20 protein-coding genes are annotated in these 16,445 nt (G+C 43.0%); 6 read left to right on the top strand and 14 right to left on the bottom strand.

What is annotated here, in order from left to right; translation table 11 throughout:
* Nucleotides 1–169 precede the first annotated feature (169 nt).
* Nucleotides 170–1,279 (bottom strand): GPR endopeptidase, encoded by a 1,110-nt coding sequence (gene gpr, locus BVI01S_RS17845; RefSeq protein WP_061811133.1) that lies wholly within the window; start codon nucleotides 1,277–1,279, stop codon nucleotides 170–172.
* A 202-nt stretch (nucleotides 1,280–1,481) separates the two neighbouring features.
* On the opposite strand from gpr, the gene rpsT reads away from it, so the two are divergent.
* Nucleotides 1,482–1,733, top strand: a complete 252-nt coding sequence (gene rpsT, locus BVI01S_RS17850; RefSeq protein WP_034757447.1) for a 30S ribosomal protein S20 — start codon at nucleotides 1,482–1,484, stop codon at nucleotides 1,731–1,733.
* A gap of 39 nt (nucleotides 1,734–1,772) precedes the next feature.
* On the opposite strand, the gene holA is transcribed toward rpsT, so the two are convergent.
* Nucleotides 1,773–2,801 carry a DNA polymerase III subunit delta gene (gene holA, locus BVI01S_RS17855; protein WP_061811134.1) on the bottom strand — a complete coding sequence of 343 codons (1,029 nt, stop codon included), beginning with the start codon at nucleotides 2,799–2,801 and terminating at the stop codon, nucleotides 1,773–1,775.
* 294 nt (nucleotides 2,802–3,095) lie between these two features.
* Here holA and BVI01S_RS22260 point away from each other — a divergent pair, with 294 nt between their 5' ends.
* A complete protein-coding gene (locus BVI01S_RS22260) occupies nucleotides 3,096–3,230 on the top strand; it encodes a YqzM family protein (RefSeq protein ID WP_034757445.1) in 135 nt (44 codons plus the stop codon).
* A gap of 151 nt (nucleotides 3,231–3,381) precedes the next feature.
* Here the strand turns inward: BVI01S_RS22260 and BVI01S_RS17860 are convergent, their stop codons facing one another.
* From BVI01S_RS17860 to BVI01S_RS22265, 3 genes are all read right to left on the bottom strand, one after another.
* On the bottom strand, nucleotides 3,382–5,634 hold the full coding sequence (locus BVI01S_RS17860) for a DNA internalization-related competence protein ComEC/Rec2 (protein WP_051758196.1): 2,253 nt from the start codon (nucleotides 5,632–5,634) through the stop codon (nucleotides 3,382–3,384).
* Nucleotides 5,635–5,650: 16 nt separating this feature from the next.
* The gene (locus BVI01S_RS17865) at nucleotides 5,651–6,214 is read right to left on the bottom strand and encodes a ComE operon protein 2 (RefSeq protein ID WP_034760531.1); all 564 of its coding nucleotides are present in this window, start codon (nucleotides 6,212–6,214) and stop codon (nucleotides 5,651–5,653) included.
* Between the two features lie 77 nt (nucleotides 6,215–6,291).
* Nucleotides 6,292–6,918 carry a helix-hairpin-helix domain-containing protein gene (locus BVI01S_RS22265; RefSeq protein WP_034760530.1) on the bottom strand — a complete coding sequence of 209 codons (627 nt, stop codon included), beginning with the start codon at nucleotides 6,916–6,918 and terminating at the stop codon, nucleotides 6,292–6,294.
* 79 nt (nucleotides 6,919–6,997) lie between these two features.
* On the opposite strand from BVI01S_RS22265, the gene comER reads away from it, so the two are divergent.
* Nucleotides 6,998–7,819, top strand: coding sequence for a late competence protein ComER (comER, locus tag BVI01S_RS17875; RefSeq protein WP_061811137.1), 822 nt, complete (start codon nucleotides 6,998–7,000; stop codon nucleotides 7,817–7,819).
* Nucleotides 7,820–7,937: 118 nt separating this feature from the next.
* Here comER and BVI01S_RS17880 read toward each other — a convergent pair whose 3' ends face one another.
* Genes BVI01S_RS17880 through BVI01S_RS17915 form a run of 8 tightly spaced genes read right to left on the bottom strand, consistent with a single transcriptional unit; the run spans nucleotide 7,938 to nucleotide 12,934 of the window.
* Complete coding sequence (locus BVI01S_RS17880) at nucleotides 7,938–8,678, bottom strand: class I SAM-dependent DNA methyltransferase (protein ID WP_034757437.1); 741 nt, start codon at nucleotides 8,676–8,678, stop codon at nucleotides 7,938–7,940.
* Nucleotides 8,679–9,032: a ribosome silencing factor gene (gene rsfS / locus BVI01S_RS17885; protein ID WP_034757434.1), complete on the bottom strand. Its 354-nt coding sequence runs from the start codon at nucleotides 9,030–9,032 to the stop codon at nucleotides 8,679–8,681. It abuts the gene before it with no gap.
* Between the two features lie 4 nt (nucleotides 9,033–9,036).
* A complete protein-coding gene (yqeK, locus tag BVI01S_RS17890) occupies nucleotides 9,037–9,603 on the bottom strand; it encodes a bis(5'-nucleosyl)-tetraphosphatase (symmetrical) YqeK (RefSeq protein ID WP_034757432.1) in 567 nt (188 codons plus the stop codon).
* Nucleotides 9,596–10,168, bottom strand: coding sequence for a nicotinate-nucleotide adenylyltransferase (locus tag BVI01S_RS17895; RefSeq protein WP_061811135.1), 573 nt, complete (start codon nucleotides 10,166–10,168; stop codon nucleotides 9,596–9,598). Before BVI01S_RS17895 ends, yqeK begins: the two co-directional genes overlap by 8 nt.
* Nucleotides 10,169–10,179: 11 nt before the next feature.
* Nucleotides 10,180–10,473 (bottom strand): ribosome assembly RNA-binding protein YhbY, encoded by a 294-nt coding sequence (yhbY, locus tag BVI01S_RS17900; RefSeq protein WP_034757429.1) that lies wholly within the window; start codon nucleotides 10,471–10,473, stop codon nucleotides 10,180–10,182.
* Between the two features lies 1 nt (nucleotide 10,474).
* Nucleotides 10,475–11,305, bottom strand: coding sequence for a shikimate dehydrogenase (gene aroE / locus BVI01S_RS17905; RefSeq protein WP_034757426.1), 831 nt, complete (start codon nucleotides 11,303–11,305; stop codon nucleotides 10,475–10,477).
* 10 nt (nucleotides 11,306–11,315) lie between these two features.
* On the bottom strand, nucleotides 11,316–12,416 hold the full coding sequence (gene yqeH, locus BVI01S_RS17910) for a ribosome biogenesis GTPase YqeH (RefSeq protein ID WP_034757423.1): 1,101 nt from the start codon (nucleotides 12,414–12,416) through the stop codon (nucleotides 11,316–11,318).
* Entirely contained in the window at nucleotides 12,413–12,934 is a 522-nt protein-coding gene (locus tag BVI01S_RS17915; protein ID WP_034757419.1) for a YqeG family HAD IIIA-type phosphatase, read from the bottom strand. The genes yqeH and BVI01S_RS17915 overlap by 4 nt, the downstream gene beginning before the upstream one ends.
* Nucleotides 12,935–13,371: 437 nt before the next feature.
* Between BVI01S_RS17915 and BVI01S_RS17920 the strand changes: the two genes are divergently transcribed.
* From BVI01S_RS17920 to sigK, 3 genes are all read left to right on the top strand, one after another.
* A complete protein-coding gene (locus tag BVI01S_RS17920; RefSeq protein ID WP_034757416.1) occupies nucleotides 13,372–13,512 on the top strand; it encodes a sporulation histidine kinase inhibitor Sda in 141 nt (46 codons plus the stop codon).
* A 317-nt stretch (nucleotides 13,513–13,829) separates the two neighbouring features.
* Entirely contained in the window at nucleotides 13,830–14,369 is a 540-nt protein-coding gene (gene pssA / locus BVI01S_RS17925) for a CDP-diacylglycerol--serine O-phosphatidyltransferase (protein ID WP_034757414.1), read from the top strand.
* 413 nt (nucleotides 14,370–14,782) lie between these two features.
* Nucleotides 14,783–15,499, top strand: coding sequence for an RNA polymerase sporulation sigma factor SigK (gene sigK / locus BVI01S_RS17930; RefSeq protein WP_034757411.1), 717 nt, complete (start codon nucleotides 14,783–14,785; stop codon nucleotides 15,497–15,499).
* A 463-nt stretch (nucleotides 15,500–15,962) separates the two neighbouring features.
* Here the strand turns inward: sigK and BVI01S_RS22270 are convergent, their stop codons facing one another.
* Nucleotides 15,963–16,103, bottom strand: a complete 141-nt coding sequence (locus BVI01S_RS22270) for a YrzI family small protein (RefSeq protein ID WP_079531758.1) — start codon at nucleotides 16,101–16,103, stop codon at nucleotides 15,963–15,965.
* Between the last annotated feature and the right edge of the window lie 342 nt (nucleotides 16,104–16,445).

Raw genomic sequence — 16,445 nt, forward strand, 5'->3', positions numbered from 1 at the left:
AGTAGTCATTATGAGATGATTGGTCGAAAGTTAAACGGTGGAGTCTAGTATTTTTCATGATGGGAAGTTGCTTTCGGATGGATTTTGATGAGAAAGGGACAACTTTTCCCCATACTAAAAACGCCTCGAGGTCCACATTCCCCCTCGAGGCGTAATAATCCAACTTCTTTTATCTTGTCTGATACCCCGTATTCTCCTGATTCACCGCATCATGGAGCGCCGCATTGAGTCCGCTTGCGATGAGATTCGACATGTCCTCCATGAACACATCCACTTCTTTCGGTGTGACCATCAGGTTATGGCCGAGGGGAGACAGGACTTCATGAATCAGTTTTCGTTTCTCCTGATCTTCAAGGGTCCCGACGATCCCCATGAATGTTTGGCGATGCTTTTCCTCCGGGAGATCTTCCTCTGTCAATTTCCTTCTCTCACCGAAGCTTAATCCTGCCGGCGCAAGCGATCTTGATGGACGGTCGCCTTCTCTCATTTCTTTTCCAAAATGTTTCAAGAGGAAATCGACTGTATCGCTGACGATTGTGACAGCATCAAGTACAGTCGGAACACCGATGGCAATGACCGGGACACCCAATGTTTCCTGATCCAGCCCTTTTCGTTTATTCCCCACTCCAGACCCCGGATGGATTCCGGTATCTGATATTTGGATGGTCGCATTGACGCGTTCAATCGACCGGGAAGCCAGGGCGTCGATGGCGATGATAAAGTCGGGTTTGGATTTTTCCACCACTCCGAAAATGATATCGCTCGTTTCAATCCCTGTCAGTCCCATTACACCCGGAACGAGGGCACTAACCGGTCGATACCCTTCTTCCACCGATTCAGGCTGAAGTTCAAATAAGTGCCTCGTCACAATGACATCTTCACATACCCGTGGTCCGAGGGAATCAGGAGTCACATTCCAGTTTCCGAGACCAACAATTAAGCAACTTGCATTTTTGCTGATTTTGTTATTAATCAAGAATTGGCTAAGTTCATTGGCGAATACCTTTTCAACCCGCTGCTGCAGCTCTGTATTTTCTTCACGTATACCATGAGCCTCTATGGTTAAATAGTTTCCCGGTTTCTTGCCGATTTTTTCTTCCCCTTCAGGTGTCACCGTGACCAGGGAAACCTTCACTCCATCCTCTTCTCTTTCTTTAAACATCACACCCTGAATGGAAGACGTGTTTTCCGCTTTATTTGCATCCACCATTTCTTTTGCTTCCACGGCAAGATCAGTACGAATGGAATATTTACTAAGATCGATTTCTTCTTTTTTCATTGTGACTCTACCTCCAGGCTTGGGATATTATCCAGTATTTTTTTATGTTTACCTTTTTGGTATGTGTTCATTCACTTGTTTAATTTCGTTCCATAGTATTGCAATATCACTGTCCGTTTGATAAAATATCATTTGTTCTTATTGTTTAGGAATTTAAATCGAGTCACATAGAATCTCGATCCTTTTATAGGAGGTGACAGGAATGCCAAATATCAAATCAGCTATTAAACGCGTAAAAACAAGCAACGAGCGTAACGCTCAAAACGCTGCAGTAAAATCTACTATGCGTACTGCTATCAAGAAAGCAGAAGCAGCAGCGACTAACAGCGCTGATAATGCGAAAGATCTAGTAACTGAAGCGGTACGTCAATTAGACAAAGCAGCTCAAAAAGGTCTTATCCACAAAAACGCTGCAGATCGTCAAAAGTCTCGCCTAATGAAAAAAGCGAACTAATTGAAAAAAACCACCGAACCAATTGGTCCGGTGGTTTTTTTATGTAAAACTTTGATCATGAAGTTTAAACAGAAACATTTCAATCATCAGTTCTTTCTTGATCTTTCCTGATTTGATTTCATAATCCCCTTGTGAAAGGGTATCGATGATATGGGCCAGCTGCTTATCATTAAAATGCTTCGCCTGCCCGGCTGCTAGTTTCACCCTGAAAGGATGCACTTTCAAGGTCGAGGCAATTTTTTGTTGGCCGTAGCCTCTGCGTGAAAGCTCCTTTGTGCCATAAATAAGGCGGAACTGGCCTGCGAGGATCGCCAGGATTTTGAGTGGTTCCTCATTTTGTTTGAGCAGATCGTAATAGATCCTTAAAGCCTCATCGATCCTTCTGTGCACGACTTTGTCCACTAACGTGAAAATGTTTTGTTCCAACGACCTGGCCGTTAACCGCTCAACAACCTCCATATCGATCCGGTTCGTATCACTTGCATACAAAGAAAGCTTATCCAATTCCTGAGTGAGCATCATCAGATTGGTGCCTGCTAATGTCAGCAGTAATTCAACGGCATCTTCGTCGATCTGTACACTATTCCCGGCAGCACGTTCCCTTACCCAGGATTTCAATTCATGCTCATTCAACTTTTTGGCTTCGACCACCTCAGCACTCTTTTTTAATGACTTGGTAATCTTTTTACGCTCGTCCAGCTTTTCATAATTCGCCGTGATGACAAGGATCGTGTACGGTGCAGGTGATTGTATGTATTGTTCAAAACGCTTGATGTTATGTTCTACTTTTTCTTTTGTTTTTTCAGCAGTTAAAAAAACGGGATTCTGGATAACGACGACTCGTCTTTCTCCCATGAACGGAAAGGTTTCTGCGTCTTCTATCGCTACTTCTATCGGTGTTTCCTCGAGATCATAGCTTGAAAAATTAAAGTCCATTTCTTCTTCTGAAATGGCCCTTGAGACAATTCTTTGTTTCGTTTCATTAATAATAAATGACTCATTTCCGTAAACTAAATATACAGCGGCAAATTGAGATTTCTCTATTTTTTTCCATGTATCGATAACCAAATCAGCACTCTCCATTAAGTCTTTTCTCTACTCTATGGTAAAAAAGCTTTCTGGTTTTGGCAAGGGGTAAAGGGGACATCCCTCTTATAGGACACCCCCTATATCTATATTAACGTTGACGGATAAGACCTAGGAACCTGATCCGTCAACGGTATTTCCTTTGTATTGATTAGTGTCACCACCCAACCATGAACTTATGGGTGACAACTCTTGTCAGTAAAGGAAAAAGTAAAGGGAAGTATAGATTTTTCAGTAGCGTTGTTCTATACTAGAATAGAAATAGGAGGGGTAATTGTGAACCAATTTGAAAAGAATGTACAATCAAAAAGAAATGATGCAGTAGATTCAGGTGTAGCCTTCGGTGTTTCTTTTGGATTCTTTGCATTAATGTTCATTATTGCAACAGCGATCAAATTAATCGGATCTTAATGAAAAATAGGAGGCAGGCCTGTAAAGAAAACGGTTACTTCAACTTCCATATATGGTACTTTCGGTATCATAAAGATGGTTTGAATGCCCTGATTCTTTGCAATAGGTCTGCCCCTTTTTCATTAGCGCTTAATTTGTTTTGTTCTACATCCTATGGCAGGTGGGCTGAAAACGTTCCTTTTTTATCCCAAAAACGATAGGTGATCGCCCCGTTCACAGCCGTATTGTAAATTGTCAGACCCCTTTCCTTTAATCGCTCCACCACTTCAGGGTGAGGATGCCCGAAGCGATTGGTTTCTCCCGCAGAGATCACCGCCACACTCGGGTCCGTTTCATCGAGGAACGCTTCCGATGTACTCGTATTGCTGCCGTGATGACCGACTTTCAACACATCCACAGGTAGATCGAATGTTGCAACGAACGCTCTTTCCCCTTCCTTCTCCAGATCCCCTGTAAACAACCATTTCTTTGAGCCGATTTCACCGTATAGAACAATGGAGTCATCATTCCCTTCATACTCTTTATCAAGGGGGGATACGATATGCAGTCCGTTACGGTCTCCACGCCAGTTGTCCCGATACATCACTTCTTTGACAGGCATCCTTTTTTCCTGCGCCATCTTGACAATCCGGTCCACCTCCATCTTCTCCCCGCTGCCGGGACTGATCAATAGTTCTCCTACTTTCATTTCGTCTAATACTGCTTCCGCTCCGCCTATATGATCTAGATCTCCATGAGTTAGTATCAATGCATCAAGAGACGTAATTCCTTTGCTTTTTAAAAAAGGCACCAAAATGTCCTCCCCTATCGAAAAACGGTTCTTTTTCTCCTCCCATTCTTCCTTCGGGAACGGGATTTCCCCTCCTGCATCAATTAAATAAGTGCCGTGATTGTATGGCAGATCGATCAGGGTTGCATCGCCCTGACCCACATCAATGAAGACAATTTCTCCATAAGGATGGTAGTTGTTCAAGAAGAGGTGTAGGAAGGTAAAAAGGAAAAGCAGGCCGACGGAGAGGTATTTCTTCTTCTCCATCCCAACGAATACGAAATATATCAGTATGAGATACCCCAGGAGAAGAAAAACATTTGGCCTCCCCATCACCAAGGTGCTAAATGGTAAAGAAGCAATGGTTGAGGATAACCATTGAATTCCTTCCAGCAGAATTTGATAAGGGATCATGGCCCATCCGGACGATACTACTGAAATAAAGAGATAGGTGAGGATGGCCATCGGGAGGATGACGATGGAAAAAAGCGGGACATAAAAGAGATTCGTCAAAAAACCGATCAGAGAGAACTCATAGAAATGATAGATCACGAAGGGGAGTGAAGATAATTGGGCCACCATTGTGACGGAGACCATTTGTTTAAAGGAAGAAGAACTCTGTAAAATGGTCCGGGAAGAAAGTACAAGTGAAAAACTGACGGCGAATGAGAGCTGAAAGCCCACATTGAAAACCGAGAAAGGTTCGTATAAGACAATGACGAGGAACACTGTGGCCAGGCTATCGATTACACCAATATTCCTGGAGGTTTGTTTACCGAGGATGAGAATGATCAGCATGAAGGATGCCCGTAAAACAGAGGGAGAGCCACCGGTCAATACGATATAACATAGAAGAAATAGAATGCCTGTCAAGGATGCCGCTTCCCTAGTCAGGCCAACCCTTAATAAAAGGTAATGAAGTATCGCAAACAAGAGTCCCACATGTAGACCTGAAATGGCAAGGAGATGAACGACACCGAGCTCCCTGAATGCCTTCATGGTATCCTCTGTAATCATCCCTGTCTCACCGAACAGTAATGCCTGAGTGATACCAACCGTTGAAGGGGGAAACTCCCGTTCAATTCTTTTCAACCCCTGAAATCTAAGCTGTGTAAGGCCATGTTTCCAGGTGCTTCGATCCACACATCCCTCAAATTCCTGTACTTCAAGGATCCAATACACCCCTTGATGGGACAGATAGTCTTTATAATCGAAGGAATGTGGATTTTTACCGTGTGGAGGTTCTGCCAACTGTCCTTTTACTTTGCAAACACTTCCAGGACTCACTTCTGCAAACAGCCTTTTTTCCTCTTCGGTATCAAAATAATAACGAATCAGGATTTTTTCATTTTCTACTTTTGCAAATGAAACAAAGGTGCTTCCGTCAATGGTGGGGATATCATCTATAAACACTTGTTGGGTGGACGGTTCAGACTGAGGGGGGAAATCTGATTTCTGGTTTTCCTCATGTAAAAAGGAGTGAAAGAAGGAAACGGTCACTAGGAGGAATGAAACGATAAGGATGGGTCGGGGCATTTTTCTGAGGAAAAGGGAAAGGAGGAGGAGAACAAGGACGACAGCACCCCAAAAGAATTGAAGTGCCAGCAAAGTCCCTGATAGAACCGATAACGCCAAATAAACGCATAGGCCCCTATTCATTAAAAAGCTTTATGTATTCTTGCTCATAATGACGAATCTTCTCCTCCGGAAGCCCCTGCTGCCGCAGATCTTCTATCAACTGGATCATGAGTGTTGCCTTTTCCTTGTGTTTTACATCGATACTGCTTTCCTGGAAAGGTACTTTTTCCACATGGACGCCTGCCTTCTCGAACAGCTCGATGGCGTACGGATGATTTTTATAATCTTTTGCATAGTAAACCGTTTTGATGCCTGCCTGGATGAGCGCCTTGCAGCATTGAAGGCAAGGAAAGTGCGTGACGTATATGTCCGCATCCTCCGTCCCGACCCCGAACTTGGAACATTGTAGGAGTGCATTCATTTCTGCGTGGATGGTCCTCACACAGTGATTGTCAATGACATAGCACCCTTCATCTATACAATGATCTCCACCGGCTATGGAGCCGTTATAGCCTCCTGCTATGATCCGCTTATCCCGGACGACGGTTGCTCCCACCGCCAGTCTCGTACACGTGCTGCGGAGGGCCAGCAGTTGACTCTGAGCCATGAAATATTGATGCCATGCGATTCTTTCCATCACCATTCTCCCTTCTTTTGTTCTGCTCTTTATTTTAATGCTTGTTTAAGTGTATAAAGACTTCCTGCCTTCGTCAATCATTGGACAAAAATATGTTCTTTTAATTTCTCGAACGTTTTTTCTCCAATTCCTGAAATGTTTGTTATTTCTTCAATAGAGCTGAACGGACCTTGTTCTTCACGATATTGGATAAAGGTGGCCGCTTTCGATGGTCCTATTCCGGGAAGGGTTTCGAATTCGGCTTGTGAGGCTGTATTGATATTAAGTTTACCCTCGCCTGATTCTGCTCCTTGAGAAACAGGGACAGGAAGCGACTGCGGCGTCGTTTCCATTTCACCGTTTTTTGGGACATAGATCATCATTTCGTCCGTAACTTTCACGGCAAGATTCATCAATTTTTTGTCTGCATCCTTTGTGAATCCCCCGGCCCTGTCTATGACGAACTTAAGCCTGTCCCCCTGCTTGACTTCATAAAGACCGGGATTCACCACTTCTCCCTTAACGTCCACATACACTGTTTCAGGACTCTTCGCTTTTTCAGGTTCTTCAGGATTTTCAGGCACCTTCACTTTTGCTGCTGCAATAAAGGAAGGTTCTTTAACAGGAGGTTGTGAGGTATTTTTTAAAATATACCCAATCAGGAAAACGGCACAAATCGCGAGGATCACAAGGATCGTTCGGTACTTTTCGATTAAGGACTGCATGGAAATCACCTCTGGTGGAATATTCATTGCATGGAATTCATACCTTTTAGGAGAGAGTGGGAAAGAAGGAGGGCTGAACATGAAAATAGGTATCATCGGAACGGGAAACATGGGGAAAATCATTATTGAAGCTCTCATTGAATCACAGGCGATTTCTCCTTCACATCTTCATATTACGAATCGTTCATTAAAAAAAGTCGAGGATATAAAAGAGAAATTCCGCAACGTGAACATAGGTCGCACGAATGAAGACGTCATTTCTTCATCTGATCTGGTCTTCATCTGCGTCAAGCCGCATGATGTATATGATGTGATTCAAGAGAATAAGAAAAATTTCACGAAGGACAAATGTGTCGTTTCCATCACAAGCCCGGTAAGTGTGAATCAGTTGGAATCCTTATTACCCTGTTCCTGCGCACGATTCATTCCAAGTATCACCAACCGCGCACTGAGCGGTGTGTCCCTTTTAACATATGGAAGTCATTGTTCAGATAAATGGAGACGGGAATTAACGAAGATTGCCGGACATATCTCTACTCCAGTCGAGATTGATGAAAATGTAACTCGGGTAGCATCTGATATCGTCAGCTGCGGGCCGGCTTTTTTCAGTTATGTGACGCAGCGGTTCATTGATGCAGCAGTGGAAGTGACAGAGATTGATCATGAAACCGCAACTGTCCTCGCATCTGAAATGCTGGTCGGTCTTGGGGATCTGTTAAAGAAGAATATTTATACGTTGCCGACACTTCAAGAAAAGGTTTGTGTAAAAGGAGGGGTGACCGGGATCGGGATTTCTGTAATGGAAAGAGAACTGGGAGATGTTTTCGAGAAACTTTTTGAAGCCACACAAGAAAAATTCGTGGATGATATTGAAGGAACCAAATCACAATTCGGGGTCTAGAGTGACTCCTCTTTTTATACTTCGACATAAATTGATTTATTCCTTCTTTTTTCTGCCGTCCTGCCGTAAACGAAGATAAGCCGGGTCGTCCTCATTCATGAGGCGACCCGGCTTTTGATTATTTCTTTTTACACGCAAAGAAGATTCTCTCACTCTTGTCAGTCGGAGATTCTTCCGTAAAGTCAGCAGTGATATTCAAAACCTCGAAACCGTTGCCACGGAGCCACTCCTTTATCATAAGGAGTGGATAGGTACGCTGTTTGTGCAGCTCTTCCACTCTCTCGTACTGTCCGGTTTCTTCATCTTCCACGAAAAAAGTCAGTTCATGTTCCACACTATTGGGAACTTCACCGGGGAAGCAATCCCATATATAGGATACGTGATCATCCGTAAGGGTAAAGGTTTGGTTCATGAATATCTGCGTCATTTTGAAAATGGAATGCACATCAAAAAGGAATAGCCCATCCTGCTTCAGGTGACGATAAACCCCTTTAAATGTGCTCTTCACGTCACTCTCGTCTTTTAGGTAATTCAATGAATCACAAAAAATCGTAATGATGTCGTATTCACCAAGGGAATCGAGCCTCGACATATCCTGCTGAAACAACTGGATATGGACATTCTGTGCCGATGCCTTTTCCTGGGCGATGGTGAGCATGTCCTGAGACAAGTCGACCCCCGTCACATCATATCCATCCCGTGCAAGTCTCAATGATAATTCCCCGGTTCCACAAGCGATATCAAGAACCCTTTTCCCCTGGTGACGCTCTGCCTGGCGGTTCACATACTCCAACCAGCCATCGTATGGGACGTCCTGCATTAAATAATCGTATACATAAGCAAAACGCTCATAACTCATTTACAGGTTCTCACCTTGTCCAACCTCGACGAATGATGCATCTCCCCATAAACGTTCAAGATTATAGTAACCTCTTTCTTCTTTATGGAATACGTGAGCGACGACATCTCCTAAATCAACCAGGATCCAGCGTGCCTGATCGAATCCTTCCAGTCGTTTCACTGTGTATCCCTTTTCTTCTGCTGCGTCTTTCAATTCACGCGCGATCGCCTGTACCTGTTTGTCTGAATTACCGTGACAGATCAGGAAATAATCCGCAATCAACGAAACACCTTTCATATCTAATACAACAATATCCTCAGCGCGTTTATCATCAGCCGCTTTAAATGCTAATTCTACTAAATTTTGTTCCATTCCTTCATCTCCTCTGATTTAATGTCAGTTCATTGTAAAAGCGAAATGTATCCGGATAGATCGCTTGATTTTTTTTCATAAGAAACGTGATTGTATTCTGAAGAGCTTTTATGAGTGCCAGGTCCAATGATTCCTTGGCAAGCTCCCTCACTTCTTCCACACCGGGGAACCTGCGATTCGGCTCAATATAGTCGGCTAAATAAACCACCTTGTCGAGTACCGTCATCCCCTCTTTCCCGGAAGTATGGAAGCGGATGGCATCCAGGATATCACGGTCTTCTATCCCGATCTCGCGTTCGACCAGGATAGCTCCTACAGGCGCGTGCCATAACTCGCCATTATACAGTAACAGATCCTTTGAAAGATTCTCCCTTTCAATGATCCCCTGCATTTCCTGTTTATCCCGGAACTTTGCATAGTCATGAAAAATTGCAGCTGTTTCAGCCTTTTTCTCATCGGCTCCATACCGTTTCGCAAGCTCGATGCTCGTCTCCATGACTCCACATGTGTGAATGTAGCGATGTTCTGTCAAATGCTCTTTAACCAGCTCCAGCGCTTTTTCCCTATTCATATAACTTCTCCTCCTTGATCAATCGATACACATCGTCCGGAACCAAATAGCGAACCGTTTGTCCCTTTTTTATTGTGTCACGAATGTATGAGGAAGAAAGATCGACGGCCGGCACTTCAATCACTTGTACGTCATAGGGTGTCTCATGGGAATAATCCGGTCGATTGACCCCGATGAACTTCACCATATTCTGCAACTCTTCGATTTTATACCATTTTGGGAGATACTCGATCATATCCCCGCCTATGATAAACGAAAATTGGGTATTCTCTTCTCTTTCCATCAAAAGCTTGATGGTATCATATGTGTAGGAGGCACCCTGTCTTTCGAGTTCGATCCGTTCAATCGAAAAACGTGGATGCCCCTTGATGGCTGCCTCCAGCATCCGAAGACGCTGGTCCACGGTCACCCTTTCATCCACCTGTTTATGGGGAGGTACAGAGTTTGGCAGAAAGCGGATTTCATCTAATTGTGCCTTTTCCAACACTTGATCTGCAATGACCAAGTGACCCATATGGGGAGGATTGAAAGTACCTCCCAGAAGTCCAACCTTTTTTTTCACCATCGTATCGATCCTTATCTTGGCAGGATTAATTGCTTATTTTCTTTCGATTCTTTGTACAGGACAATGGTATTTCCGATAATCTGGACAATTTCAGCTCCTACACCTTCCGAAAGCTCTTGTGCAACCTCTGTCTTATCCATATCACAATTTTGAAGGATGCTGATTTTCATCAATTCCCTCGTCTCGATTGCTTCTCCGATCGTTTTAATCATATTATCGTTGACTCCGCCTTTTCCTACTTGAAAAACCGGATTTAAGTGATGTGCTTCTGAACGTAAAAACCTTTTTTGTTTACCTGTTAACATGTTAACCTCCTAGTTGTTGTAAAACGGTGTCTCTCATAATGGAATAGGACGGAAAGATTCCTGTCCATTTCTTAAATGAGAGTGCTCCCTGGTAAACGAACATATCAAGCCCGTTCTGAGTCAGGGCACCTTTTTGCTTCGCCTGTTTCAATAATGTTGTTTCAAGTGGATTATAAATGATATCCGAGACGATGCTTCCCTGCTTTAATTTATTGACCTTTATAGGACTGTCTTCAATATGAGGAAACATGCCGATGGATGTCGTCTGGATGATGACATCATAATCGTGCAATTCGTTCTCAGCAGCTTCAAGGGTAAGGAACGAAGAATCTAACGGAAACGGACAGGCATCCATCATCTTCTCAGCCCTGCCCGGGGTACGGTTGGTTACATCGATCTTCCCCACACCCGAAGAGGCAAGTGTATAATAGATGGCCCGGGCTGCACCGCCGGCCCCGATGATCAGCATAGACTTGTTTTCCAGACCCTCACCGGCTACCTTCTTCAAGCCTTCAACAAATCCAAGACCGTCTGTATTATACCCGATCAGCTTGCCATTTTCATTTACAATCGTGTTGACAGCACCGATTGCCTTTGCCAATGGATCAATCCCATCGAGGAGAGACATGACATGTTCTTTATGAGGAACCGTCACGTTCACTCCCTTAATACCCAAAGCTTTGATTCCACGGATGGCGTCGGGTAGCTGCTCTTTCTTCACATGAAATCGAACGTATTCAGCGTTGATTCCATTATCTTTAAACGCACTATTATGCATCAGGGGCGACATAGAGTGAGCAATCGGATCCCCAATTACACCATAAAGAGCCACAGAAACCCTCCTAGATCAGTGATTTTCTTAAGAACACGCTGACACCTTTCGGGACGTGAGCGGCAATCGTCGCTCCAGCATCATTGACGGTGATCCATCCCAAACCTGAGAAAACGATATCTGTTTTCGGTTCTTTGATCCTGAACTCGTGCCTTACAAGTGGAGGGAACGTATCCATATCGTCTTTTCTTGGTGGCTGCAATAATTCCCCCGCATGATTTTTATAGAGTTCATCCGCCTTTTCAATCTTCGTCCGATGGATGGACAGCTCATTTGAGAAATAGCAGGTAAACGGCTGACGCTCACCCGCCATGAAATCAAAACGGGCCAATCCGCCGAAGAACAACGTTTGTTCCGGGTTCAACTGGAACGTCCTTGGCTTGATTTCTTTTTTAGGCGTAATGATTTTCAAATCCTGTTTATCTACAAAGTGGGCCATCTGATGATGATTGATGATGCCGGGTGTATCAATCAATGATTCTTCATCATCCAATGGAATTTGAATCATATCAAGAGTCGTACCAGGGAAATGGGAAGTCGTGATGACATCCTGCTCTCCTGAGACATGTTTGATGATGCGATTGATGAACGTGGATTTCCCTACGTTTGTACATCCTACCACGTAAACATCTTTTCCATTCCGATATTCCTCGATCGCTTCGATTGCTTCTGAGATCCCCTGTCCCTTGGCTGCACTCACCAATTGAACATCGATCGGTTTCAATCCCAGTTGACTCGCTTCATGCTTCATCCAATGAATCAGCTTAGAGTGCTTCACCGACTTAGGCAAGAGATCCACCTTGTTTCCTATCAGAAGAATCGGATTGGACCCTACGAACCTGTGGAGTCCCGGCAGCCAGCTACCATTAAAGTCAAAGATGTCCACCACTTTGACTATAAGCCCTTCAGAGTCACCAAGCTCATTCAGTATTTTCAGGAAGTCATCATCGGTCAACGGAACATCCTGGACTTCATTATAATGCTTTAATCTGAAACAGCGCTGACAGATGATTTCTTCTTTTTGAAGAGCCGAAGGAGGGGCATAGCCCAAGCCTTCTTTATTTTCCGTCTGAATTTCAACGCCGCAACCTATACATACAACTCCACTCACTGTTTATCCTCCCACTCAAGCATGCCTTTACGCTTGAAAAACTTCATGATTCTGCGTTCTACCTGACGATTGAATTTTGTAAAAAAACCATCCGATTGAGCCACAGGTACGACCAGTATCGTGTGGAAGCCACTGCGATTTCCACCCAATACGTCCGTTAATAGCTGATCGCCGATGACAACCGCCTCTTCCTTCTTTACACCCATTTGGTTGATCGCTTTCTTAAAAGCACGTCCCATGGGCTTTCGTGCCTGAAAGATGAATGGCACACCCAAAGGTTCGGCGAATGCCCCCACGCGGTTTTTATTGTTGTTGGATACGATGGTCACAAGGATCCCCTGCTCCTGCATTTCCTTGAACCACTGGATCAATTTCGGGGTGGCGTTTGGCCTGTCCCACTCCACCAACGTATTATCCAAATCGGTAATGATTGCCTTGATCCCTTTTTCCTTCAGATGCCCCGGGGTGATAGTAAAAATATCCTGGACCTGTTCATTGGGTAAAAATTGCTTGATCACATGCTACACCTCAAATTTCTTTATCGATTATATGATGAACTGCTTTCGATATAGTTTCATTAAATGATATCGAGAAACGATTTCTATAGTATACCTTTAACCTATAACAGATTAATGATAACCAATTTTACATACAGATTCAAAATAAATCATATATATTCCTGTAATTCCAAACATATACCGATAAAAAATAAATATTTTTCGACAAATTTCCAGCTTTCTTCAACCTTGTGGATAACCTTATTCACATTATACAGAACTCAAATAAGCTTTATTTACCAGTTATATACAAGTTAGTCACAACTTATCCACCATGAACTGTGGATAACGGAACGCTTGTTCTGCAAAAAAAATTTTGGTAAAGTTACATTACTACTAAAAAACGTACTTACATTAAGTTTCGAATAAAAAGATGATGAGTAATGGAGGTGGCATTAATGAGGAAATTATCGGACGAACTGTTGATTGATTCTTATTACAAAGCGTTGGAACTGAAACTCAATACAGAATTCATTCGCCTCATCGAAATGGAAATTCACCGTCGATCTCTTACAAATAAAATAAAAGCTACTTCGTAGAATACTAACATGAAACGGGACGGATTTATATAAAATCCGTCCTCTTTTTTATGGAATATATGCTCCTGAAGCATTACATGTCAATTTACTGACCTACTGTCCAGTCAAATGGTCCACTCAATGTAAAAAACGATTAACTTTAACAGTTTAATAAGTATATAATAAAATATAATTATATACTATATGAATAAGGATCTTTTTTCACTGCATCGTGTTAACCATCAACGTTAACCAGGTGAACAGGTACTCGTCAAGGCATACTTCAGCACGAATCTTGTTCAACAGTGAGCAAACTTAAAAGAAGGAGTGAGTGATGATTGTTTCTCTCCGGGGTACTCGATCAAACGTTCAAAAAGCTTAAAACCCAAACAGCCAACCTGATTACCCTTTCGAATTTATCATTAGGTGGTTTTGCTATTATTTCCGTTCTTCATAACCAATTACATCTTAGCTTGATCCTCATTTTCATCGCTGCCTTGACCGACAGGTTCGATGGATTAGTGGCAAGAAAGTTAAACATCGAGTCGGAATTAGGAAAGCAGCTGGATTCCATGAGCGACATCATTTCCTTTGGTGTGGCCCCTGCATTACTTATGTATACGGCCGTTCTCAGCCAGTTTGACTATCCCGGCATGTTCTTCACCATTTTGTATGTAGCGTGTGGTGCTTACCGTTTGGCCCGCTTCAACATTTCGGAAAATGACGGCTATTTTACCGGTCTTCCCATTACAGCAGCCGGCTGTTTACTGACCTTGAGCTATCTTCTTATTCCATTTGTCTCAAGTGTGCTGATCGTGTGCATGACCATCACACTATCTGTATTGATGGTCAGCCCCTTTACATTGAAGAAGATGTAAGGTATACAAGAGAGCCCTGTTCACACGAGACCAGGGCTCTCTTTGTGTATTTATTTCATACCCATCAGGCTAACAACAGTTATAGTTATTGACGTACCACCAGCCACCAAATAGGAAAAGCAAGATTAGCAATACAACGATTAACGCAAAGTAGAATCCCCCGCCGCCATAGCAACCTGGATAGACTGGTCCGTAACAAGGATATCCATAAGGCATGCCCATACCTCCTCACTCACTTTTACTATCAGTATATGTACATAGGGAAGGAGCGTATAGGCAGTTTGCATCTTTATTATAGAATTCAACTTGGAAAAAAATGTTCCAATTCCCGATTACTTTCACCGGACATGCAAGGACATCCCCTTATAAACATATGAATGAATATAGGCTCAAGTCCTCATGGAGGTGGAAATATGTCTGGAGTTCTAACAGCACTGGGTTATTTCTTTAAGGAGTTAATTTTCCTCGTTTCTTACGTTAAGAATAATGCCTTTCCGCAACCATTATCCGCGGCAGATGAACGAAAATATCTAAAGCTGATGGCGGAAGGGGATGAACACGCCCGCAACATGCTCATCGAACATAATCTCAGGTTGGTTGCCCATATCGTCAAGAAATTCGAAAACACAGGCGAAGATCCAGAAGATTTGATTTCCATCGGCACCATCGGATTGATCAAAGCGATCGAAAGTTATTCTGAAGGAAAGGGAACCAAGCTTGCCACCTATGCGGCACGATGTATCGAGAATGAAATCCTCATGCACCTCCGTGCCCTGAAGAAAACCAAGAAAGATGTCTCACTCCACGATCCCATCGGCCAGGATAAAGAAGGAAATGAAATCAGCTTGATCGATATCTTGAAATCGGAGAGCGATGATGTCATCGACACGATTCAGTTAAGCATGGAACTCGAAAAGGTGAGAAAATATATTTGCGTACTGGACGAAAGGGAAAAGGAAGTCATCGTCGGGCGTTTCGGTCTGGATTTAAAAGAAGAAAAAACGCAGAGGGAAATTGCAAAAGAACTGGGGATTTCGAGAAGCTACGTCTCAAGGATCGAAAAGCGTGCCCTCATGAAAATGTTTCATGAATTCTACCGGGAGGAAAAAGAAAAAAGGAATAAATCCTAATAAAGAAAAGCGGTCCCGGGACCGCTTTTCTTTATTTTCTACTCTACACTGACTTCAGCCGAAATGATCAAACCAATTACAGACGTCAGGATAAGACCCATGATCATTGAAAACATTGTCATCCTCTCCCTCATTAAATTGCATTTCCTACTATTAATGTATCACGAAAAAACGGATATTCCCCTCCCATTCGTGAACAACTCTTTACTAAGTATTGACAGATATGTGACCGAAGACAAAAGGAGGACCCCCGGTCATAGGGGGTCCTCCTTCATTGGTTATTTAAGTTCACGGGTCTTCTTTCTATGGAAGAAAGCGGACCAAATGACAATATTCAAAAACATCTCTCCACCACCTTCTGGTTCGTTAGGCAGTATCCTTCTCTACCCATAGCGCATTCAGCATTTTCTCCTGTACATAAATCATTTTTCATTCTCCTCTCCATGTGTTGGTTTTTTTAGGATTAAAACATTTGAGGCATAGAGTGCTGCTTTGTTTTCGTTTCTTCATAGCTTTTTAAAACCATTTCATGATGAGAAGCTTCTTCAAAGGTTTCCTGTTTCTTATTGAAGGTTACTGTTATAAATAAAAGATTCAGTGTCATACAATATCACCCCTTTCAACGTTCCTGCAAGTATGCAGGGCATAGTAAATAGCCACAAAGCGACTGACCCTTGTGGCACAAAAAAGCCACAGGGATCTACATTCTCCCTGTGGCTATTATTGAATGAAATTCAAATTAAGCAGAAAACATCCCACAAGCGGTCGAATGATCAAAACAATATGAAGTTGTGTCTTTTTTTCCAATAAGCACGAACATTTTCTTCGACCTCCCTCTTGTGATTTTTTTCTTACATTGGTTAGTATATCCAATTCTCGCCCTAAAGTAAACTCTTTTCTTCATTATTTTTTCTACAAATTTCCACATAAAAAAGCGGGTCCTCAC

It is taken from the genome of Rossellomorea vietnamensis NBRC 101237 (assembly GCF_001591825.1).
Lineage (GTDB): Bacteria > Bacillota > Bacilli > Bacillales > Bacillaceae_B > Rossellomorea > Rossellomorea vietnamensis.

What these genes read in the sequence shown, in the direction of transcription:
- gpr (WP_061811133.1), bottom strand. Translation starts at nt 1,279, where the DNA reads ATGAAAAAAGAAGAAATCGATCTTAGTAAATATTCCATTCGTACTGAT.
- rpsT (WP_034757447.1), top strand. Translation starts at nt 1,482, where the DNA reads ATGCCAAATATCAAATCAGCTATTAAACGCGTAAAAACAAGCAACGAG.
- BVI01S_RS17865 (WP_034760531.1), bottom strand. Translation starts at nt 6,214, where the DNA reads ATGGAAAGAATCGCATGGCATCAATATTTCATGGCTCAGAGTCAACTG.
- BVI01S_RS22265 (WP_034760530.1), bottom strand. Translation starts at nt 6,918, where the DNA reads ATGCAGTCCTTAATCGAAAAGTACCGAACGATCCTTGTGATCCTCGCG.
- comER (WP_061811137.1), top strand. Translation starts at nt 6,998, where the DNA reads ATGAAAATAGGTATCATCGGAACGGGAAACATGGGGAAAATCATTATT.
- BVI01S_RS17880 (WP_034757437.1), bottom strand. Translation starts at nt 8,678, where the DNA reads ATGAGTTATGAGCGTTTTGCTTATGTATACGATTATTTAATGCAGGAC.
- rsfS (WP_034757434.1), bottom strand. Translation starts at nt 9,032, where the DNA reads ATGGAACAAAATTTAGTAGAATTAGCATTTAAAGCGGCTGATGATAAA.
- yqeK (WP_034757432.1), bottom strand. Translation starts at nt 9,603, where the DNA reads ATGAATAGGGAAAAAGCGCTGGAGCTGGTTAAAGAGCATTTGACAGAA.
- BVI01S_RS17895 (WP_061811135.1), bottom strand. Translation starts at nt 10,168, where the DNA reads ATGGTGAAAAAAAAGGTTGGACTTCTGGGAGGTACTTTCAATCCTCCC.
- yhbY (WP_034757429.1), bottom strand. Translation starts at nt 10,473, where the DNA reads ATGTTAACAGGTAAACAAAAAAGGTTTTTACGTTCAGAAGCACATCAC.
- BVI01S_RS17920 (WP_034757416.1), top strand. Translation starts at nt 13,372, where the DNA reads ATGAGGAAATTATCGGACGAACTGTTGATTGATTCTTATTACAAAGCG.
- sigK (WP_034757411.1), top strand. Translation starts at nt 14,783, where the DNA reads ATGTCTGGAGTTCTAACAGCACTGGGTTATTTCTTTAAGGAGTTAATT.
- BVI01S_RS22270 (WP_079531758.1), bottom strand. Translation starts at nt 16,103, where the DNA reads ATGACACTGAATCTTTTATTTATAACAGTAACCTTCAATAAGAAACAG.